A 21,278-nucleotide genomic window follows, 5' to 3' on the forward strand; every position below is an offset into this window, starting at 1 on the left:
CATGGACCTGCCGCAGTGCAACTGCAACAGCAATCAAGGACGATGGGAGTGCACATGCAGGAAGCAATGAATCAGCGCGGTACCGATCGACGACGAAGCGTGTCGTCGTACTTCACCAGCCCGACACACGACCGGCGCCGGCTGGACTACGAGCGCCGCAACAGGACGACCGTGCGACCGATGCCGCTGGCGATGATGTTCCGAGGCGACAGACGCAGGTTCGAGGAATCGGGGATGGAATGACAATGAACGAGATGCCAAAAAAAGGAACCATAGAACGTATTGTTCTAGACAAGCTGTTGGAAGCTGGTGATCAAGGCGTAACGCATTTCGATTTCTACCCGCCGATATCTGAGGCGCAGTTGGCTCAGGCAATTGAGAACTTGAAGAACGGGGCATTCGAGGTAGAGGACAACAGGATGACGCATGGATACCCATACCACTAAGACATGCTCCAAGTGCAAGCAGAACCTGCCCTTGAATATGTTTGGTGTCCACAAGCAAAAAAAGGATGGATTAAGGGCGTGGTGTAAGCCATGCAATCAAGCAGACACTAGGCGTTGGGGTAAATCGAATCCAGAAAAGAAGGCAGCAGGTAGGAAAGACTGGGCAGAAAAGAATCCTGACCGATGGAAAGCAATGAAGCTTGAATCTCAACACCGTAATCGTGCATCAAGACTGCCGAAGCAACGAGTCTTGGCGAAACAAAAGAGCGAAGCACTGAGCGATAACTATGTTCTAACTGCGCTAAGGATCGATAGAAATCTCGTCAGCAAAGAACTTATTGATCTAAAGAGAGTGCAAATAATGATTTATCGTTATATAAGGGGCCGTAAATGACCACAATCACCGATATCCGTAACGATCTCATCAACGTGTTCAACAAGCTGCGTGACGGAACCATGGAGGCAAAAGATGCAGTAGAGATCAACAACACGGCCGGAAAGATCATTGCATCGGCCAAGGTGCAGTTGGCGTATGCTGCGCTGAAAGGCGAGACCCCCAACATCCCGTTCCTCCAATCTTCCGAGCCGGTTAGCAGTGTGCCAGCGCTTCCAGCCGAGGAAAGGGCCCCTAAACATCTTGATGCCCCCGCTCCTTATACTTCTCGGCGCGTGTCCGGGACCAGATACTGAGGTGAACTATGGCCATGTTTTTGACGCCTGATGAGTTGGCCGAGTTGACCGGCCGCAAGATCAAGTCGAAGCAGATCGAGGCGCTGCGCCGTATGGGCCTGCCGTTCCACGTTAACGCATCGGGCAAGCCAGTGGTGCCGTCATGGGCAGCGCAAGGACGGGCGGCGATGGAAGCGCCCAAGGCAGAACTGCCGGTGTGGATTGTAAAGTGATAATGGGAAGAAAACCGACGACTAACGCTAACCTGCCGCCGCACATGCGCAAGCGTGTGCAGCGCAGCGGGAAGGTGTACTACTACTTGGACACTGGCGCAAAGCCACGCAAGGAAATACCGCTGGGCGATGATTATTTTCTCGCGCTGAGGAAGTACGCCGAGCACCAGTGTTCCAAGCGACTTGACTCACCTACATTCGGTGACGTCATAGAACGATACGTGGCTGAAGAGCTACCGAAACTCGCGATTAGTACGCAGCGCACGCATAAGGCCGATATGAACCATCTTCGGGAGTCGTTTGCGAAAGCGAAGCTTGAGCAACTTCGGCCCATCAGTATCCGAACCTTCCTCGACAAGCATGCCGACAAGCCTACGACGGCAAACCGATGTAAGCGCCTGTTCTCAACGCTTTGGAACCATGCTAGAGGATGGGGATATACGGATGCTCCGAACCCCTGCATCGGGATCGAAGGACACTCGCTGAAGAAACGTGAGGTGTATGTTACCGATGAGGTGTACGACGCCGTGCGCGCTTGTGCGAGCGAAGCACTTCGAGAGGCGATGGACTTTTCATACTTTACCGGCCAGCGCCCGGGCGACGCGCTCAAGGCGCGTATGGATGACATCGAGGATGGGACGCTATCGATCGACCAAGGAAAGACCGGCAAGCGCCTTCGGATCGCCATCGTTGGCCAGCTCGCGGACTTGATCGCGCGCATCCAAGTGCGCAAGGCTGGCCACAAGACCGTGCACGCACAGATCTTGATGGTACGCGACGGCCAGCCGATGACGAAGCAGATTCTGCGCGATCACTTCGCGAAGGCCAAGGAGGCGGCAACCGAGAAATATCCCGAGCTGGCCAAGGCCATCAAGGAATTTTGGTTTTACGACCTTCGGGCGAAGGCTGCGGACGATACTTCTGCCGAGCGAGGCGAACAAGCGGCGAGCGATCTGCTTGGTCATGACAGTGTTAAAACGACCCAGAAGCACTACTTGCGGCGTGGTAAAATCGTGCGGCCGGTGAAATAGTTTGCGGAGCGCTCCGCAAAGCGAACATTTGCGGACATCAGTAGACTTACATAAAATCTATAAAAATCAACGTACTGCCCATAGCTCAGTTGGATAGAGCATCAGCCTTCTAAGCTGAGGGTCGCTGGTTCGAACCCAGCTGGGCAGGCCATCCCCCATCCTTTCGTTGACTGCAGGCTAGCGAACGCCGGCGTGCAAACCCCCATGCTAGTCTTGACTCGACAATGGCAAGGAGGCGACATGGTGATGGTCCGGGCGGTGTTGACGATGATGATGTTCCTGTCGGGTTGCGCGGTCGCACACGCGCAAACGAAGGCGCCCGAATCCGCCACGCTCGCGCTCAGGCTGCCACCGGCGGGCGCGCCCGCTGAAGCGAACGGCACCGTCCAGTTCATCGGCACCGCGACGGTGCTGATCCGCTACCAGGGCTTCACGATCCTGACGGATCCCAATTTCCTGCACAAGGGCGACCACGTGCACCTCGGCTACGGCATCACGTCCGAACGCCTCACGAATCCTGCCCTGACTCTCGAACAGTTGCCGCCGATCGATCTCGTCGTGCTGTCGCACTTGCACGAGGATCACTTCGACAAGCTCGTGCAGGAAAAACTCGACAAGAACATTCCCATCATTACGACCAAGTCGGCGGCGAACAAGCTCAAGGACATGGGCTTCCAGCGCACGTTCGGCCTGTCGACGTGGGACCGGATCGACGTCGAAAAAGGCGAGGCCCGGCTGCGCATCACGGCAGCCCCGGGCCGCCACGGCAAGGCGGGCATGCAGGCGCTGCTGCCCTCGGTGATGGGATCGGTCCTCGACTTCGGCCCGAACACGGCGGCCCCGGCCTATCGCATGTATGTCAGCGGCGATACGCTGATTTACGACGACCTGAAGGCGATCCCGCAGCGGTTTCCCGGTGTCGATCTGGCCCTGCTGCACCTGGGCGGCACGCGCATCCTGGGTGTCTTCAAGGTCACGATGGACGGCAAGGACGGCGTGACCCTGATGCAGATCGTCCAGCCGAAAAAGACGATTCCCATCCATTACGACGACTACGACGTGTTCAAGTCCCCGCTGTCGGACTTCGCACGGGAAGTGAAAGCGGCCGGACTCGACCAGCAGGTCGTTTACCTGGCGCACGGCGATACCTACACGTTCGGGCCCAGCGAACACTAATCGATTACTCGCGCTCTTCGGTGCGCGGCGCCAGGGTTGCGTCGTCGTCGAATGGCCAGCCGCTCGGCGGCGGCACATGGCGCTGGAATTCGTGCGGCATCACGATCGGCACTTGCAGGCAGACGCTTTGCGTCGGCAGCACTTCCATCCACGCGCGCACGAGCTCCTTGTAGGCGATGCCGACGGGACGGATCTTGCGGTTGAGATCGAACAGGCCCAGCGCATTGACGTTGCCGTTGTTCTCGCGCAGGGCCGTGTCCCAGTCGACCTGGTCCGTCAGCGAATACCAGGTGAACCCGACGAGCGGCACGCCGTTGTTGCGCACGCGCAGGACGTTCGCCCACTCCTTGCGCAGCCAGTGCACGGCCTCGTCGCCGCGCGGCCCTTCGCACAAGTTCGTTTCCGTGTGCATCACGGGCAGCCGGTAGCGGTTGTAGTACTGGTGCGTGATGACCGCATAGCCGAAAATCTCTCCCGCCGCCCGCGTCAGCCCGTCCGCCGACACATAGTGCTCGTTGGTCTGGTAATAATCGTTGCCCATGATGCAGTGGTGCTTCAGATTATTGTTCAGGAAGAAGTGATACTCCTCGCGCGTCATGCCGTTGTCCATCATGTATTCGTACATTTCGGAATCGACGCGGCGGCCGTAATTCAGGTCCAGCGACAGGAAGCGGCGGGCGTTGTACAGCTCGGCGGGGCCGATGGCGGACGGGCTTTCGGCGTGAAAGTATTCCGTCGATTCGCTTTGTACGAACAGGGCGTCCGGACGCACTTGCAGGATCGCATGCATGGCCAGGATGTTTGCCTTGACGAGGTTCTTCGTCGCCGTGACGAAGCCGCGGTCCGTCGTCAACTGCTCGTTCCACCAGCCGTACAGGGCGGAGAAGAGGGCGCAGATCGACATCTCGTTGATCGGCGTGTACAACTGCAGCCACGGGTAGCGCCGCGCGAAGGTGCCGGCATACTCGGCGAACAATTCGGGAAAATCCGGATTCTGGAAGTTGCCGATCCAGTCGGGCACGCCGAAGTGGCACAGGTCGACGATCGATGCGATGTTGCGCTGGCGCAGGTCGTTGAGCGCCAGGTCGGCGAATTCCCAGTCGTAGCGCTTGGGCCCGAGCCACGTCTTGTGCAAGGGCGGCCCGTAGCGCAGGACTTTCAACCCGAGTTCCTGCACGAGGTCGAAGTCCGTGCGCCAGTATTTGTAGTGGCCGCACTTTTCCATCTCGTCCATACGCACGCGACCGTTGTCGATCGTGGGGATGCTGTTTTCGATACCCGTAGCGAAAATAAATCCTGGCGACATGCGAACCTCTGGCTGCTGATCGGTCCAATTCATTGTAGCCGGGATTGCAAACAGCGTTCCGAACCGTGCGCGCCCCCATTTGCGCGCGCCCCCTTTACTGTCGCGTGTAAGCTGTGCTATCAATACAGCAACATTTCATTTCTTCATCTCCTGACGCGACACGACCAGCATGCCCAATGCCACTGCGGTACGACCTGTGCTATCCAATGATGCGTCCGAGCGCAGGCTGGCAATGGGCGTGCTGGTTTCCCTGCTGCTGCATGCCCTCGTACTGTCCCTGCAGTTCGGCATTCCCGGGTTACGGCCGGGACCCGGCGGTCCGATATCGGTCCGGCTGACGACGCCAGCGGTGCCTGCGCCGGCCCCGTCGCCCGTGCCACCGCCGCCGGTACCTGCGTTGCCGCCCGCCGCAGCCGCACCTGCGCCCGCCGCAGCCGCAGCCGCACCTGCGCCCGCCGCAGCCACATCTGCGCCCGCCGCAGCGGCGCCGCTGCCCTTTCCGCCGAAGCAGCCGGCCACAGCGCGCCACGGTTTCACGGTCGTCGATCCCGTCGTGCCGGTACCGGCGCCCAAGGCACCGGCACCCACGCCCGCGCCGCCGCCGCGGCGCGTCGTCAAACGCCGCCGCAAACCGCCTGCCACGCGCGTGGCCGACGGATTGCACACGCGGGTGATCGCTCAGGAAACCCATCAGGACAACACGTTCGACGTGCCGCTGCCGGCTGTCGAGCCCGATCCCGTGCCAGACCCGGTGGCCCGCGCCGAGCCGCCGGCCGAGGCCGATGCACCCGTCGAGGACGATGCGATGGCGCAAGAATCCGCACGGGCCGAGCGCGCCCGCGTGGCGGAAGAACGCGAGCAGGAGCGGGCGCTGCGGCGCGAAGCGGACGAAGCCCGCCTGCGGGCCGAGGCCGAGGACAGGCTGCGGGCCGAGGCCGAGCAGCAACGCCAGCGTCTCGCCGAGCAATCCGCGCAATACGAGACGGCGCTGGCCGGGCAGCGCGCGGCCGAGGAAGCGCAGGCGAGGGTACGCCAGGAAGAGGAAGAGCGGCGCCGGGAAGAGCAGCGCCGCCTTCGGCAGGCCGAGCAGGAGCGGGCGCAGCAGCTCGCCGAGCAGCAGCGTATCCGGCAGGCGGAGCAGGAAACGGCACAACAGCTGGCTGAACAGCAGCGTATCCGGCAAGCCGAGCAGGAGCGGGCACAAGAGCTGGCCGAACAGCAGCGCATTCAGCAAGTCGAGCAGGAGCGGGCACAACAGCTGGCCGAACAGCAGCGCATTCAGCAAGTCGAGCAGGAGCGGGCACAACAGCTGGCCGAACAGCAGCGTATCCAGCAAGCCGAGCAGGAGCGGGCACAACAGCTGGCCGAACAGCAGCGTATCCGGCAAGCCGAGCAGGAGCGGGCACAACAGCTGGCCGAACAGCAGCGTATTCAGCAAGCGGAGCAGGAGCGGGCGCGGCAATTGGCCGAGCAGCAGCGTATCGAGCAAGCCGAGCAGGCGCGCGCGCAGCAGTTGGCCGAGCAACGCCGCGCGGAGGAGACCGTCCGGCAACAGCTGGCGGATCAGGAACGGGCCCGCCGGCTCGCTGAAGAAAGGTCGCGCCAGGAACATGCCCAGGCCGAACAGGCGGCACGGCGCCAGGCGGAAGAGAACGCCCGACTGGCCCAGGAGCAGGCCCGCCAGGCACGCGAGCGTGCCGTTCCCGACGCCGCGGCACCGGGCCCCGCGCGCGCAGGCGCGGACGGCGGCAGCGGCGATGGCGCCGGGCGCGGCAACGGCACGTTCCCGCGCGGCGCGCTGGGCAGCGACCTGGCCTCGCGTGCGCGCGAGATGACGCGCGGCATCGACATCCTGAAACCCGTGCCGCGGGCCGTGCAGCCCGCCGAGGACGCGGCACGTGCCGTTCGGCGCGCCCTGGCCGAGGCGGCGCGCCACGACATTCCGCTGCGCATGTACATGGACAGCGTGCGCCAGAAAATCGAGCGTAACGCCGTTCTGAGCGACGCCCAACTGTCGGCCGACGTGGTGCGCACCGATCCCATCGTCAGCGTGGCCATCCGGAGCGACGGCAGTGTCGAGGACGTGACCATCCTGCGCTCCAGCGGCCGAGCCGACATCGACGACTTCGTGCGCCGCATCGTGCGCCTGAACGCGCGTTACTCGGCGTTTCCGCCGAACGTCGCGGCGAACTACGATGTGATCGAACTGCGGCGCGTGTGGCGTTTCGCAGGTGCCCTGCGGCTGATGGAAGAGATGCGCTGACCTCCGTGGTCGGCGCGGCCACAGAGCCGCGACCAATCCTGTTCTCATTCGAACGCTGAAGCATGCGACATGTTTCAGCGTTCATGTCGCTCGTCCAGCATTCCCACCGTCCAGCCCTTCAGCGACCGTCCCACGCCTGCGTCACGGGATAGCAAACAATAAATGAATATCCTCCTAAGAAATTTTTCGCAGGGGAAATTTCTTTGTATTGTTTGTTACTCCTAAAAAATTTTTCTGCAAATTCATTGAACTTAGGAAGTTTCCACGCCTCAAAGCTACTCCTTTCACTTGTTGAGGCAGTTAAATGCAAAACGCAGTCAAGCTTGTTCCGAACGTTCGTATCAACCTGTTGTCGTGCTTTGGCGCTGTCGCGTTGCTGGCAGTCGGTGGGAGCGCAGTTGCAGCCACTAACATCTACGTATCGCCCACGGGCTCCGATTCCAACCCAGGCACGCAGGCAGCGCCAGTGAAGACGATCACGCGTGCGGACGCGCTGGCAAGCGCTGGATCGACGGTCCACGTTGCCGCTGGTACATATTATGTGTCGGCACCTTCCTTAAGCAATGCCGGCATCGTGACCCGGAAGAGCGGCACCTCGAGCGCGCGTATCCGCTTCGTGTCGGATGTGAAGTGGGGCGCCAAGATCGTCGTGTCGGGCACCGGCATCACGTGGGACTCGCGCGGCAGCTATGTCGATATCGACGGCTTCCAGATCACCGGCTCGGGCCGTCACGGTCTCCTGGCTTCGGGGGCGTACCTGACGTTCAAGAACAACTACATCCACGATCTGACGGTCAGCGGCGGCTGCAACGGCAGCGGCGGCGCAGCGATCGACACGTATGGTCCGGTCGGTAACGTCCTCATCGACCGCAACGTGGTTCGCAACATCGGTTATCGCTATATCGGCGCATGCAATACGATCCAGGGCATCTATATCGCCAATGCCAACAACGTCGTCACGAACAATATTGTCTCGGGCGTTGCAATGGCCGGTATCCAGCAATGGCACGGCGCCACCGCGTCGACGATCGTCAACAACACGTCGTTCCACAACAAGATCGGTATCCTGCTGGGCCAGGGCGACGCGGGCACCACGACCGGCTCTGCCAACAACTACGTCGCCAACAATATCGTCTACGACAACCGTGCTTACGGCGTGATCGAAATGGGCAAGATGGGCGGTAACAACCGTTATGCCAACAACCTGGTCGCACGCAGCGGCACCAGCTGGAAAGTGAAAGGTTCCGTGTCCGGTTCGATTTCGTCGGATCCGCTGTTCAGGAATTACCTGGCGAACGGCACCGGCGACTACCGCGTGTACAGCAGCTCGCCCGCAATCGACCGCGGCACGTCGGCCAAGGCACCGGTGATCGATTTCGCAGGCGTGGCCCGTCCGCGCGGCGCGGCAGTCGATGTCGGCGCTTACGAGTACTGATCGCACCGGCTTACGCTGATCCGCTCATCTCGCACTAGCGAGAACGATACCCGCATCGAAGTTCGATGCGGGTATTTTTATTTCCCCGCCGCCTATACGCACACTCGCGGGCAAACTGTTGCCGCTGGCGTTAATGCTGACCTGAGCCTGCCGTTTGACGTGCGCCAAAGCCATTCCGGGTAGCGGGCTTACCCTGACTCGGATCGCCAGGGGTTGGCAGCACATTCCGACAGGCAAATCATGAGAGCTTCCTCTACGCAATTTATGGCGGCCGCCTTGCTGGCGCTCGCCTTAGGCGGATGCGCCCCCGTTATCCAGTTCCGCTCGCAGGACAAAGCGGGGACCGACGAACCCGCGCCGCCGACAGAAATGATCACGGAACAACTGATCACCGTGGAACGGCAGCAGCATCAGGACGTGGCCAACCAGGGCCTGGACGAGCTGCTCGTGCAGAATCCGGCGCCCTACGCGATCGGCAGCGGCGACGTGCTGTCCATCGTGGTCTGGGACCACCCTGAACTGGCCGGGACTGCCGTAAACGCGTCCCCTGGCGCACCCGATCCCAGCGGAGCGAACGCGGCGCCGCCGGGTTTCGTGGTCGACCATCTCGGGCGCATCCAGTTTCCGCTCATCGGCCTCGTGCCCGTCGAGGGCCTGACCGAGGAGGAGGCCCGCGCGGTCCTGACGAAGAAACTTTCCAGGTATCTTGCGGGCCCGAACGTCACGTTGCGGGTCCAGTCCTACCGCAGCAAGCGCGTGTACATCGACGGCGAGGTCAAGGCACCCGGCCTGCAAGCCATCAACGACATCCCGATGACCCTCGTCGAGGCGCTCAACCGTGCCGGCGGCCTGCTGCCCACCGCCGACCAGAGCAGGATCGTCCTCGAGCGCAGCCAGCAGCGCTACCGCGTCAACCTGCGCGACCTCGTGCAGAAGGGCATCAATCCCGGACTGGTCATGCTCAAGCCGGGCGACGTGGTCCGCGTGCAATCGCGAGACGAAAGCAAGGTCTTCGTTTCCGGCGAGGTCATCACGCCCAAGGCGCTGACGATGCACGATGGGCGCCTCACGCTGAACGAGGCGCTCGGCGAGAGCGGCGGCATCAGTCCGCTGAGCGGCGATGCGCGGCAGGTCTACGTGGTGCGCAAGACGTCCGGCCGGACCCGCGTGTTCCGGCTCGACGCCCGCGAGGCCAGTTCGCTGGCGCTGGCCGAAGGCTTCGAATTGCAGCCCAAGGACATCGTCTACGTGGCAGCGACGCCCCTGGCTAACTGGAACCGGAACCTGAGCCTCCTGTTTCCGGGCGCACTGACGTCGGCCGTCAGCGCCACCACGCGGCCCTGAAACCCGCGCACACGAACGCACGCTTGATCACGCACACGGAACCCTGCAGGAGCATGACCATGAGCACCCTCGGCGAGTCGCATTCCCTGACACCTGTGGTCCATACGCCGCCTATCATCAGTGTCCCTTTCGATCCGCGCGCGACAGCGGGTGGGGCAGACGACCCGCCTTTCGACCTCAAGAGCCACCTGCACACACTCTATGACAGCCGCTGGCTGATCGGCGGAATCACGGCCCTCATCACGCTGACAGCCGTACTGTACGCGCTGCTTGCGATGCCGGTGTTCGAAGCGGACCTGCTGATACACGTCGAGGAGGAGAGCCCGAACGCCACGAAGAACATCCTCAGCGAAGCGTCGTCGCTGTTCGAGACCAAGAAGGCAGCCATCGCCGAGATGGAGTTGCTGCGCTCGCGGATGGTCGTATCGCGCGCAATCGACAACCTGCAGCTGTACATCGACACGCAGCCGAAGTATTTCCCTGTCGCCGGATTCTGGTTCGCCAACCAGAACAGCGGCGCGCTGTCCGAACCGGGACTGTTCGGCTACGGCGGCTATGTCTGGGGTGGGGAAAGGGCCGAAGTTTCGCTTTTCGAGGTACCCGAGGCCTGGCTGGGCCGCGAGTTCGCACTGACGTCATTGGGGAGCGGGCGCTTCCGTTTTTCCGGCGGCGGGCAGCGCACCGTTTTCGACGGCATCGTCGGCCAGCGCTACCGCGTACCGACGCCGGAGGGGACCATCGAGCTGAAGGTCGATCGGATCCAGGCGAAGGCCGGCGCGCGTTTCCGCCTGCGCCGCATCTCGAGGGTGGCCATGATCCAGGCGATCCAGAGCGCCCTCGTGATCTCGGAACAGGGCAAGCAGTCCGGCGTGATCGAGGTCAAGCTGCAGGGCGAGAATGCCCAGCGCACCTACGCGGTCCTGCGCGAGATCGGGCGCGAGTACATGCGCCAGAATCTGGCGCGCAAGACCGAGGAAGCGGAAAAGTCGCTGGCCTTCCTGAACCAGCAACTGCCGATCCTCAAGCGCCAGCTCGAGCAGGCCGAAGACCGTTACAACCAATTCCGCAACACCCACGGCACCGTGGACCTGCAGGAAGAGGCCAAGGAAATGCTCGCGCAGGCGGCAGCGACGCGCACCCGCAGCCTCGACCTGATCCAGAAAAAAACCGAATTGCTGGGACGCTTCACGGAAGACCATCCGATCATCGCGACCATCAATCGCCAGCGCAAGGAAGCCCAGGCGGAAATCGATGAAGTCAACGCGCGCATCAAGGCCTTGCCGGCACTGGAGCAGGAAGAAGCGCGACTGACCCGGGACATCAAGGTCAGCACGGACCTGTACACGGCACTGTCGAACACGGCCCAGCAGTTGCGACTGATTTCGGTGGGCCGGGTGAGCAACGTGCGCATGGTCGATGAGCCGGTGCCGCCCGAAAAGCCGCTCAAGCCGAACCGTCCCTTGATCGTCGCGCTCGCGGTGGTCACGGGGCTCTTGCTCGGCACCATGGTCGCGTTTGCACGCAATGCGATGAAGGGCGGCATCGACGATCCGCAGAAGATCGAGCGCTTGCTGCATGCCCGTGTGGTCTATGCCACGATCCCGCACAGCAGCAACCAGGACAAGCTGATGCACAAGGCGCGGGGCGGCATGGAGCCCATGCCTCTGCTGGCCCGTGTCATTCCCGGGGACGCCGCCGTGGAAAGCCTGCGCAGCTTCCGGGCTGCCCTGCAGTTCGCGATGCCCCACTTCAGGAACAACATCGTCATGTTCGCCGGGCCGACCCACGGCCTCGGCAGGTCCTTCGTGCTGACGAACTTCGCAGCCGTGATGGCGGCCAGCGGCAAGCGGGTGTTGCTGATCGATGCGGACTTCCGCAGCGGCCACCTGCACCGCTACTTCGGCGTCAGCCGCGACCAGGGATTGTCCAAGGCCATCAATGGATCGATGCGGATCGAAGACGTCGTGCACCACGAGGTCTTCGAGAATCTCGACTTCATCCCGACGGGCCCGTTGCCGCCGAACCGCTCGGACTTTTTGCTGCACGTGAATTTCAGCACGTTACTCGAAGCCGCCGGCGCCAACTACGACCTGGTGCTGATCGACACGCCGCCAGTCCTGCTGGCCTCCGACGCCCTCATCATCGGCAATCACGCCGGTGCCATATTCCTCCTCGCGCGCGCGCGCGTCACGACCGACGCCGAGATCACGGAATCGATCAAGCGCCTGAATCATGCAGGCCTTTCGCCGCGCGGGGTGCTGTTCAACGACATGGCCTTGCGAATTGGCGCCGGTCGTACGCAGTACATCGACGAGGCGGCGCAGCTGGGCTACTCGGCCTAGCGATGAAGACCATGATGCGAAGCCTGTTTGCAGCGTTCTCATTGGGGCGATCCCCGGATTCGCACTTGAACCTGTCTGCCACCATAGGTGCGACTGTCGCCCGCCAGATCCTGTCAGGTTCCCTGTACTTTGCCGGGATGTGCATCACCGCGCGGTTGCTCGGGCCGGCGGGTAACGGGGTGCTGGCCACGGCGATGCTGCTGCCCCAGGCGCTGTACGCATTTCTCAACCTCGGCATGGGTGCGAGCCACGTGTACCACCTGAGCTCCGGTTCCGGCAATCCGCGGCAGATGCGCGCCGCGAACTGGTTTCTTGCAGCCCTGCTATGGGTGGTCGTCGCGCTGGTACTGGCGGCCGGCAGCGAGCAACGAATCGCCCGTTACCTTCCCGGCATACACAAAGGCCTGGCCTTGTATGCCAGTCTCCTGTTCCCGCTGCTGCTGCTGGCAGGATGGTCATCGTCGATGATCCGGGGCCAGCGTGACTATCACACCTACAACAGAACGCTGTTGATCCACCCGTTCATTTTTTTCGCCGCGGTTGCCTTATTGGGGCTGACCGGCAGCGTCAGCGTGGCGGCCGTCGTGACGTGCCACATCATCGGCCAACTGTCGCTCTGGCTGATGAGCGAAGCGCGGCTCGGGAAAATCGCGCCTGGCGCCACCGGCCAGTACCGGTTGCGCGCTGCGGTTGCGTTCGGGCTGCGCGCTCACGTCAGCAATGTCATCACCTTTCTTAACTACAGGCTCGCGTTGTATCTCGTCAGCTTCATGTTGGGCGCCACCGCGACTGGATTCTACGCATTGGCGGTACAGCTGGCGGAGATGCTGTGGCTGTTCTCGGGCGCCGCGTCGTCGATCGTGTACCCGGAGTCGGCCGCCAACAGCAGGTCTCCGGAGGCGCTGGAAGCCATGGTGACGAAAGTTGCGAGACTGGTCGTGCAGGTGACGTTAGCCGGCGCGCTGGCCGCTGCCGCCATCTCGTCATTCGCGATCCCGCTCGCATTCGGCAAGGATTTCCGGGGCAGTGTCGCACCGTTCATCATTCTGCTGCCCGGGATCGTCACCTGGAGCTATATGAGCATCATCTCGAATGCCCTTGCCGGGATGGGATTTCAAAGAGTGAATATCCAAGGCGCTATCTTGTGCCTGGTGATCAATGCCATCTGCGGCGTCCTCGCCATTCCAGTCATGGGAACGAGCGGCGCGGCACTCGCGTCGACGGTCGCGTTCTCGATCACTGCCCTTTATACCGTGGTCATGTACAGGAAGATCATGGCCGCGAAGCGGGCGGAGGCGAGTGGCGCGCGCACCGATGTCGAGACCTTTGTCGATGGAGACGAGTGAATGAAACAGGAACGCATACTGGTGGTGACCACATCTTACCCTTACGGCCGGAATGAAGCCTTCATCAAGGCCGAGCTGGAATATCTTGCCCAGTGTTTCGTGCATGTCGAACTCGTGCCGGGTTTCTACTCGCGGGACGCCGCGCCGCGCCCGACCTCGCTACCGGTCAACCTCGACTACGCGAATGCGCGTTGGGGCATGCAGCGACGCTTCATGCTGGTCAGTTCATTCTTGGGAGGACTGTGGCGCTACGCGTGGCTCGACGATGCGCGGCGTGTCATGCGCGGCGCGCACCGCTGGGAGAACGTAAAGGAATTGGCGCGCGCCCTGTACCGCGCCCGCCTGTTCGAGCGCTTTCTCGTCGAGCAGGTTCAGTACGCGAACAAGAAAATCGACATCGTTTATTTTTACTGGATGTTCCCGGAAATCGCTGGCGCGATCCGTTTCCGGAATGTGTACCAGCCCTCGCTCAAGGTGGTGTCGCGAGCCCATCGCGGCGACCTGTACGAGGACAAGCGCAGCGGTGGGTATGCAGGCTTGCGGCAGGGGGTGTTGGCCGGGATCGACGCTGTCTTCAGCATTTCCGACCATGGCCGGGCCTACGTGGCGCGCGAGCATCCTGCGGCGGCACGCAAGTGCTTCACCGCGCGCCTCGGCGTGGATGACCCCGGGTTCGAGAATGCGCAGCCGCACGAGGAAGCGCTCTCCGTCGTCTCGTGTTCCTTCGTCGTGGAGGAGAAGCGCCTGCATCTCATCGTCGATGCGATTGCGCACCTGCTGGAGGCAGCCCCATCGCTGAGTGTCCGGTGGACCCATATCGGGGACGGCGGGCTGTTCGAGGAGCTCCAGGCATACGCACAGTCGAAGCTGGGGGGAATGCGCGCCGAGGTCGTGTTCACGGGCTATCTTGCGCAGGAAGACGTGATGAAGCTGTACCGGGAGCAAACCTTTGATGTATTCATTAACGTCAGTTCGAGCGAAGGGATCCCTGTCAGTCTCATGGAGGCGAGTTCGGTCGGCATTCCGATGGTGGCAACCGACGTTGGCGGCAACAGCGAAATCGTCAATGAAAGCAATGGCATCCTGATCCCGGCCGATCCTGACGTCGCGACCATCGCCAGTGCGCTGGCGCGCTTCCGGGACAGGGCGTCGGCTGTGGCCTACCGGACGCGTGCGCGCGCCGATTGGCAGGAAAAATATAGCGCCGCCCACAACTACCCGCAGTTTGGCCAATCCCTGGTCGACATCGCGTCCCGTCCCTGAATGCGCGCGCCGAGCCGTCCGCGGGCTTCAATCGGCGCGAAAGGTCGGTGCGACGGGCGTGCGGGCAGTGCGCTGCAGCAGCATGCGCTTGAGCAGCCGCCGAATCTGGTAAGTGTGCGATTCGAACAGCCGGTATGATAAATAGGCACCCACAAGCAATGTGGCAAGCATGGCCAGATAGATCGCGAAGTGCAGCGGCTCGTGCGGCGACAACTCGCGCAGCCCCCAGCGCTTCAATGTCCAATGCTGCAGCAGGCCGATCAGCGGCACGTGCACAACATAGAGGCTGAAGGAGAATTCCGCGAAGAAGGTGCCGATCCTGCTCAGGCGCGGCCGCAGCCTGGACGTTGCGGCGGCCTTGAATTGCAGGCTCGACAAAAGCACCAGGAATACCAGGCTGCACCCGAGATCCGGCAGGAGGTTGGCAAGGGTGAACGCGTTCATGTCGCCAGTCAGCCGGTAATACGCCCACAGCGCGGCGACCAGTATCAACCAGCCCGTGCGCTGCCCGGTGCTGCACTCGATCCGGATCCGCGAAAATGCCACACCCAGCAACCAGATGCCGAAGTAGCCGACGATCGCGGCGGGCAACAGGGCTGCCAGCACGAGAAGCGTGGCACCGCACGCTACGCGCAGGGCGCGGCCAGGTGCGCGCAACAGCACGACCAGGAGCGGGAACAGGATGTAATACCAGGTCTCGTTGGCGAGGCTCCAGAGCGGGAAGTTGCCGCCGAACGCAGGCACGGCGATGGTTTGCAGGCCGACCAGGTTGGCGCCGAACACCACGGCGGAGTAATCGTTGGCAGGATGAAAATCGATGTCTTGCGCATCCACGATCCCGGTGGCGAAGCCGAACAGCAGTGTCAACACGAAGGTCGGCACCAGCACCGTCCACAGACGTGTTACACGGTCGATCCCATAGCCGACAATCGCATCGGGCTGCCGGATCTTGTCCAGCAGGCTGCCCCCCACCAGCCAGCCGCTGATGACGAAAAACACCAGTACCGCATGGTGCGCAAAGCCGGTAGCGAACGTGAATCCTTTGAACCAGATCGATGGATCCACGACCGTACGCAAGCTCGGGTACACATCCGCGCGCAGGTGCGCGGCAGCAACCTCGATAGCCGCAAGCCCGCGCAACAGCGAAATCACGACCGAATGCCAGCAGTCGTCGCCGGCCTGACTGTGTGCCTGGAATGTGATCCTAGGCATTTTATTGATTGCCATGATTCATTTCCTTTTGGGAGCTATGCGATCGGTTCTCTATCGGACGATATCGATGCCGGCACCAGCGTTATTGATGCTGCATAAAGCTAAATCACATCAAAACACGAGAAAATACTTCGGCGCCGACTTTTTAAGTTCGCTCAATGGAATAGAAGAAAAACTCGGTAAATACTTGGATTGGTTACGATTGATGTTAATCAGTTTGTGCGGTCTTAAAAATATGATAATCGCACCTGTTGTTCAATCGTCGTGCTGGATTGCCGGGTGTCGAAACGATGCACATTCTCTACGTCAATCATTATGCGGGTTCGCCGTACTATGGCATGGAGTATCGGCCGTATTACCTGGCGCGAGAATGGGTGCGCATGGGGCACAATGTGCAGATTGTTGCAGCTTCCCAATCTCACATCCGAAGCCGGCAGCCTCGGCTCGCAGGCCAAAACCGCCTGAATGAAACCATCGACGGTATTCAATACACGTGGCTCGAGACGCCGGAGTATTGCGGTAACGGCATTGGACGGGTGCGCAATATGGCATCCTTCGTCAGCCATTTGTATTTCGAGAGCAAGCGAATTGCGGCATCGTTCAAGCCGGATGTGGTCATTGCGTCGAGCACCTATCCAATGGACATTTGGCCCGCGCGCCGGATAGCAAAATTGGCCGGTGCGAAACTCGTCTTCGAAATACATGACTTATGGCCGCTGACGCCAATGGAACTCGGGCGGATGTCGAAATGGCATCCCTTCATCATGCTGGTGCAAGCAGCAGAGGATTATGCCTATCGTCATGCGGATACGGTCGTATCAATGCTTCCGAAAGTGCATGACTACGTGGAATCCCGCGGGGTAACGCGTGACAGATTGCACATCGTCCCGAATGGCGTCGATCCGCGGGAGTGGACGACAGGTGGCGCCGAACTCCAGGCAAGCGTCGAGGTGGCACTTTCCGCTATCAGGGATGCGGGAAACTTCGTGGTTGGCTACGCAGGCACGCATGGCGTATCGAACTCGCTGCACACCTTGCTTGATGCCGCAGCACTCATGCGCGACGACAAAGTGGTTTTTGTGCTGGTCGGAGGCGGTCCGGAAAAAGCGGGCTTGCAGCGCCGGGCGCAGGCAGAGGAGTTGCAAAACGTTCGTTTCATCGATCCGGTTGCCAAGGAGCAGATTCCGGCCCTGCTTCAACGCTTCGACATCGCGTATATCGGCTGGCAACGCCAATCTCTCTACCGTTTCGGTATTGCGCCAAACAAACTGATGGATTACATGATGGCTGCCCGCCCGGTATTGCATGCCGTCGACGCGGGTAACGATCCGGTCGGCGACGCAGGCTGCGGATTGACGGTCGCACCGGAAAATCCGGCAGTCGCGGCGCAGGGCATCCGGAATCTGCTGGCTTTGAGTCCCGGCGAGCGTCAAGCCATGGGGCTGTGCGGCAAGCGCTTTGTCATGGATAACCATGTTTATCCAATCCTGAGCGAACGTTTTCTGGCTGCCTGCAGTGCCTGAAAGGCAGGCCATGCGTATAGCCGATCGACGAGGTGAATGAAATGTCAAAAGCCGACATTTTATTTAAAAGAGCATTTGATATCGTTGCATCGCTTGCGGGATTGCTGTTGCTCGCGCCAGTCATACTCTTATGTTGGTTGGTCGCTGCGATTGAAACCCGAAGCAATGGTTTTTTTATACAAAAGCGCATTGGGCGCCATGGCCGCATCATCCGCGTTTGCAAAATCAAGACCATGTATCCGGGCGACACCCGGCGCAGTCCCATCGCATCAAGAAATCTCGCTTCGATTTCGCAATCCGGTCGCTTTCTCAGGAAATATAAACTCGATGAATTGCCTCAACTGTTTAATGTTCTGGCTGGAAGCATGAGCTTTGTCGGCCCCAGGCCGGATGTGCCTGGGTATGCAGACCGTCTGCAGGGTGAGGACCGCATCATTCTCTCATTGCGGCCAGGAATTACCGGTCCGGCATCCATCAAGTACAAGGATGAGGAGGCCATATTGGCGTCGATCGACGATCCAGAGACGTATAACGACCGGATCATCTGGCCCGACAAGGTAAAAATAAACCGGGAGTATTTCAATAATTATTCCCTGCTGCGCGATCTGCGCTATATTTTTTATACCATTTTCGGATAAGGTCATGAGTACTTCATGCGCTACCTGGCCAAGCTTCTCACTCGAGGAAGCAACCGCTGTCAAGAATGTCATCCTGTCGAACAAGGTCAATTATTGGACGGGCACGGAATGCCGGGAGTTCGAAAAGGAATTTGCGGCTTGGGTCGGAACCCGGTACGCCGTCGCGCTATCGAACGGTACGCTCGCGCTGGACGTGGCTCTCAAGGCACTCCGCATATCGCCGGGCGACGAAGTGATCGTGACGCCAAGGACCTTCCTGGCGTCCGCGAGTTGCATCGTCAATGCGGGCGCGGTTCCTGTGTTCGCTGATGTGGACCGGGACAGCCAGAATATTACGGCCGAGACCATCCGGGCCGTGCTGACACCACGTACCAGGGCCATCATCTGCGTGCACCTGGCGGGCTGGCCGTGTGACATGGACGCTATCATGGAGCTTGCCGAGGAACGCGGCATCTTCGTGATCGAGGATTGTGCCCAGGCCCACGGCGCGCGCTACAAGGGCCGGATGGTGGGAGGCATCGGCCACATCGGTGCCTGGTCGTTCTGCCAGGACAAGATCATGACCACGGGCGGGGAGGGCGGCATGGTGACCACCAATTCCCGCCAATGGTGGACCACCATGTGGTCGTACAAGGATCATGGCAAGTCGTGGGAGGCCATGTACGAACGTCAGCACCCCCCCGGCTACCGGTGGGTACACGAGTCCTTTGGTACCAATTGGCGGATGTTGGAAATCCAGGCCGTTATCGGGCGTATCCAGCTCCAGCACATGCCCATGTGGACGACCCGGCGGCAGGCGAATGCATCGAGGATCGCTGCTACATGCCGGGAATTTGCGGCATTGCGGGTACCCGTCGTGCCGGCTGACGTGCAGCACGCCTTCTACAAGTTCTACGTGTTCGTGGAGCCCGAGAAACTGGCAGGCGGCTGGACGCGTGACCGGATCATCGAGGAAATCTCTGCAAGAGGTGTCCCGTGCGTTCAAGGCACGTGTTCCGAACTCTATCTGGAGAAGGCCTTCGATAACACAGGCTATCGCCCGACGTACCGGTTGCCGGTCGCGAAGGCGTTGGGCGAGACAAGCCTGATGTTCCTCGTACACCCGTCGCTGAGCGAGCAGGATATGCAGAAGACTTGCCGGGTCATCCGGGAAGTCATGACCGTGGCGGAAGGCGCAGCATTGCCGACGAGTCCATGATGGCGTGGATGCATGTCATCGATATTGGCCATACGGCGGTGATGGTGCCAACGGCGGGTGCGATCGCTGTCTGGCTCATCTGCGGCCGGGCGTGGAAGCTGGCGTCATGCTGGTGCCTGATCTTTGCCGCAGGCCTGGGGTTGGTGGCCCTGTCCAAGATTGCCTTCCTCGGGTGGGGACTGCATGTGCCTTCGCTTGGTTTCAAGGCGCTCAGCGGTCACGCGTGGCGGACCGCGGCAGTACTGCCCGTTCTGTTGTTCGTCCTTCTGCAGGGCGCCCCTGACCGCTGGCGCGAACGCGGATTCGCGGCCGGTGTGGCGTTCAGCATTGGTCTCGGCGCACTGCTCATTCTTTTCAGGTTCCACACGGCTTCGGAGGTTCTTGCGAGCCTGGTGCTCGGCGTCGCTGCCGGCCGTGTGTTTGTACGTCTGTCGGCGACACTGCCGGCGCCCGGTGCAAATCGCCAGACCGTGGCGATGAGCTTGCTTGCTTTCTTTTTTATCTGCAGTTTGAAGCCCTCCACGATCAACCACCGGCTGGTCGACGTCGCGCTCTATTTCTCCGGGCGTGAACAGCCTTATCGATGGACCGGCGGGGTGGACACATGTGCCGCTCGGCAGCCGCGAGCATTGCAAGGTGCGTCGAAAGTGGGCTTGCACAGTCCCGGTTAATGTCCGGCAGCCCCAATACTGTATGCCCCGAGCTCTGCTCGCGTTTCGTGGGAAGAAGCGGTGGCGTATTTGCGGATGGCTGGCGAGCTTTTCCGCAAACGATAATCGCCAGTGCCGTCAGCCTGATAATTCACGAATTCGGGATCAGCTGAGATGGTGCCGCTGATGTGGCCGGCCGCGCGCACACTGGTTCCGCTCAAATACACCAGGTTATCGACATAGCGGTTGTTCGCGCCGACCTTGCCGGCTTCGATAATGCCGTAGGTCATGTTGTTGTAGACGATATTGTTTGCGACGTAATTGTTTTCTGAACCGTTCGGCAAGGTGCCGGCGTCTCCGCCGCCGATGAGTATGCCGATTTTGCAGCCGAAGACTGTGTTGTGCACAATGGTTGAATCCGTGGCGCCATGCCACTGTTGAATGCCTGCCAGCGCAACACCGGACACGATGTTGTCGACGACCGTATTCTTCGGGTTGGCGATGTAGATCCCCTGCACCGTGTTGCACTTGCCAATCATCGATTGGCCAATATTCCTGACCACGTTCCCTTTGATCAATACCTTGCCGTCACCACCGTTGGTATCGATCGCGGCGCCGCCATTACCGGTGCATCCGCCGCTGACCGTCAGCTCGTGAATGAAGTTATTCGCGATCGTGAGATTCGTGCCGTCTGCTAGTATGCCGTGCCGCCCGGTGCCGCTGATGTCGAAACCTTCGATATCGACATGGCTGCCTTTTGAATGCCAGGCGATTCCGGTTCCCACCACAATGATTTTTGCGCCCCATTTGACGTCTGATACGAATTTGAGCCGAGCGGAGGAGGTACCGCTGCGCAGCGTGCTGATGCCTGCGCTGTCCGCGCGTGGCGCATAGACCCTGTACTCGCCGGGCGCCACATGGATCGTGTAGCCGGGAGCGGCGGCGGCATCTGCTCGTCCGATCGTCAGGAAGGGCGCGTCTTTCGTTCCAGGGTTCGAGTCGGCACCATGGGGGGCCACATACAGCTGTCTGGTGTCGGCACAGGAGGCGAGCAGGGCAGCCAGGCTGATGATTGAAACCACGCGCGCAGCCACTTGAAGCTGCACGTCGCCGCCGGCCCGGGCTTCGTGGCGGTTCGGCACATGGCGTGGCTTTTCGTAGGGTATTGACTCTCTCATGCGTACCTCCGTGGTGTCCGCCGAC

General features: G+C 61.0%; 20 protein-coding genes, 1 tRNA gene and 1 pseudogene. 19 read left to right on the forward strand and 3 right to left on the reverse strand.

Translation table 11 applies throughout. The features are described from left to right. Positions 1-54: 54 nt before the first annotated feature. The 8 genes from ACEN98_RS26085 to ACEN98_RS26120 all read left to right on the forward strand — a co-directional run bounded on the left by ACEN98_RS26085 (position 55) and on the right by ACEN98_RS26120 (position 3,555). A complete protein-coding gene (locus tag ACEN98_RS26085) occupies positions 55-243 on the forward strand; it encodes a hypothetical protein (RefSeq protein WP_413387767.1) in 189 nt (62 codons plus the stop codon). A 2-nt stretch (positions 244-245) separates the two neighbouring features. After that, on the forward strand, positions 246-446 hold the full coding sequence (locus ACEN98_RS26090) for a hypothetical protein (protein ID WP_413387768.1): 201 nt from the start codon (positions 246-248) through the stop codon (positions 444-446). Beyond that, the gene (locus ACEN98_RS26095; protein WP_413387769.1) at positions 427-840 is read left to right on the forward strand and encodes a hypothetical protein; all 414 of its coding nucleotides are present in this window, start codon (positions 427-429) and stop codon (positions 838-840) included. Before ACEN98_RS26090 ends, ACEN98_RS26095 begins: the two co-directional genes overlap by 20 nt. Next, complete coding sequence (locus ACEN98_RS26100; protein ID WP_413387770.1) at positions 837-1,136, forward strand: hypothetical protein; 300 nt, start codon at positions 837-839, stop codon at positions 1,134-1,136. The genes ACEN98_RS26095 and ACEN98_RS26100 overlap by 4 nt, the downstream gene beginning before the upstream one ends. Positions 1,137-1,144: 8 nt before the next feature. Further along, on the forward strand, positions 1,145-1,348 hold the full coding sequence (locus ACEN98_RS26105; RefSeq protein WP_413387771.1) for a DUF4224 domain-containing protein: 204 nt from the start codon (positions 1,145-1,147) through the stop codon (positions 1,346-1,348). Between the two features lie 44 nt (positions 1,349-1,392). Next, entirely contained in the window at positions 1,393-2,379 is a 987-nt protein-coding gene (locus ACEN98_RS26110; protein ID WP_413387772.1) for a tyrosine-type recombinase/integrase, read from the forward strand. A gap of 74 nt (positions 2,380-2,453) precedes the next feature. Next, positions 2,454-2,530: transfer RNA gene (locus tag ACEN98_RS26115), tRNA-Arg, on the forward strand. Positions 2,531-2,619: 89 nt separating this feature from the next. Next, on the forward strand, positions 2,620-3,555 hold the full coding sequence (locus ACEN98_RS26120) for an MBL fold metallo-hydrolase (protein WP_413387773.1): 936 nt from the start codon (positions 2,620-2,622) through the stop codon (positions 3,553-3,555). Positions 3,556-3,559: 4 nt separating this feature from the next. Here the strand turns inward: ACEN98_RS26120 and ACEN98_RS26125 are convergent, their stop codons facing one another. Beyond that, the gene (locus ACEN98_RS26125) at positions 3,560-4,789 is read right to left on the reverse strand and encodes a family 1 glycosylhydrolase (RefSeq protein WP_413387774.1); all 1,230 of its coding nucleotides are present in this window, start codon (positions 4,787-4,789) and stop codon (positions 3,560-3,562) included. A gap of 241 nt (positions 4,790-5,030) precedes the next feature. On the opposite strand from ACEN98_RS26125, the gene ACEN98_RS26130 reads away from it, so the two are divergent. The 7 genes and pseudogenes from ACEN98_RS26130 (at position 5,031) to ACEN98_RS26160 (ending at position 14,854) form a co-directional block, all read left to right on the forward strand. Next, positions 5,031-7,124: a TonB C-terminal domain-containing protein gene (locus ACEN98_RS26130; RefSeq protein WP_413387775.1), complete on the forward strand. Its 2,094-nt coding sequence runs from the start codon at positions 5,031-5,033 to the stop codon at positions 7,122-7,124. Positions 7,125-7,428: 304 nt separating this feature from the next. Next, a pseudogene (locus ACEN98_RS26135) lies at positions 7,429-7,671 on the forward strand (DUF1565 domain-containing protein); the annotation flags it as partial. Between the two features lie 27 nt (positions 7,672-7,698). Further along, entirely contained in the window at positions 7,699-8,559 is an 861-nt protein-coding gene (locus tag ACEN98_RS26140) for a choice-of-anchor Q domain-containing protein (RefSeq protein WP_413389090.1), read from the forward strand. A gap of 240 nt (positions 8,560-8,799) precedes the next feature. After that, positions 8,800-9,903 carry a polysaccharide biosynthesis/export family protein gene (locus ACEN98_RS26145; protein WP_413387776.1) on the forward strand — a complete coding sequence of 368 codons (1,104 nt, stop codon included), beginning with the start codon at positions 8,800-8,802 and terminating at the stop codon, positions 9,901-9,903. Between the two features lie 59 nt (positions 9,904-9,962). Then, positions 9,963-12,245 carry a polysaccharide biosynthesis tyrosine autokinase gene (locus tag ACEN98_RS26150; protein WP_413387777.1) on the forward strand — a complete coding sequence of 761 codons (2,283 nt, stop codon included), beginning with the start codon at positions 9,963-9,965 and terminating at the stop codon, positions 12,243-12,245. A gap of 2 nt (positions 12,246-12,247) precedes the next feature. Then, positions 12,248-13,591 carry a lipopolysaccharide biosynthesis protein gene (locus tag ACEN98_RS26155; protein ID WP_413387778.1) on the forward strand — a complete coding sequence of 448 codons (1,344 nt, stop codon included), beginning with the start codon at positions 12,248-12,250 and terminating at the stop codon, positions 13,589-13,591. After that, positions 13,592-14,854 (forward strand): glycosyltransferase, encoded by a 1,263-nt coding sequence (locus tag ACEN98_RS26160; RefSeq protein ID WP_413387780.1) that lies wholly within the window; start codon positions 13,592-13,594, stop codon positions 14,852-14,854. Between the two features lie 27 nt (positions 14,855-14,881). On the opposite strand, the gene ACEN98_RS26165 is transcribed toward ACEN98_RS26160, so the two are convergent. Then, positions 14,882-16,081: an acyltransferase family protein gene (locus tag ACEN98_RS26165; RefSeq protein WP_413387781.1), complete on the reverse strand. Its 1,200-nt coding sequence runs from the start codon at positions 16,079-16,081 to the stop codon at positions 14,882-14,884. 275 nt (positions 16,082-16,356) lie between these two features. On the opposite strand from ACEN98_RS26165, the gene ACEN98_RS26170 reads away from it, so the two are divergent. From ACEN98_RS26170 to ACEN98_RS26185, 4 genes are read left to right on the forward strand one after another with little or no spacing between them, the layout of a single operon-like run. Continuing rightward, a complete protein-coding gene (locus ACEN98_RS26170) occupies positions 16,357-17,589 on the forward strand; it encodes a glycosyltransferase family 4 protein (RefSeq protein WP_413387782.1) in 1,233 nt (410 codons plus the stop codon). A 41-nt stretch (positions 17,590-17,630) separates the two neighbouring features. Further along, positions 17,631-18,227, forward strand: coding sequence for a sugar transferase (locus tag ACEN98_RS26175; RefSeq protein ID WP_413387783.1), 597 nt, complete (start codon positions 17,631-17,633; stop codon positions 18,225-18,227). A 4-nt stretch (positions 18,228-18,231) separates the two neighbouring features. Beyond that, the gene (locus ACEN98_RS26180) at positions 18,232-19,425 is read left to right on the forward strand and encodes a DegT/DnrJ/EryC1/StrS family aminotransferase (RefSeq protein ID WP_413387784.1); all 1,194 of its coding nucleotides are present in this window, start codon (positions 18,232-18,234) and stop codon (positions 19,423-19,425) included. Next, the gene (locus ACEN98_RS26185; protein WP_413387785.1) at positions 19,422-20,096 is read left to right on the forward strand and encodes a membrane-associated phospholipid phosphatase; all 675 of its coding nucleotides are present in this window, start codon (positions 19,422-19,424) and stop codon (positions 20,094-20,096) included. The genes ACEN98_RS26180 and ACEN98_RS26185 overlap by 4 nt, the downstream gene beginning before the upstream one ends. Here the strand turns inward: ACEN98_RS26185 and ACEN98_RS26190 are convergent. Continuing rightward, a complete protein-coding gene (locus ACEN98_RS26190; protein WP_413387786.1) occupies positions 20,093-21,253 on the reverse strand; it encodes a right-handed parallel beta-helix repeat-containing protein in 1,161 nt (386 codons plus the stop codon). The genes ACEN98_RS26185 and ACEN98_RS26190 overlap by 4 nt on opposite strands. Positions 21,254-21,278: the final 25 nt, after the last annotated feature.

Source organism: Massilia sp. CT11-137 (genome assembly GCF_047302885.1).
GTDB classification, from domain to species: Bacteria; Pseudomonadota; Gammaproteobacteria; order Burkholderiales; family Burkholderiaceae_D; genus Telluria; species Telluria orientalis.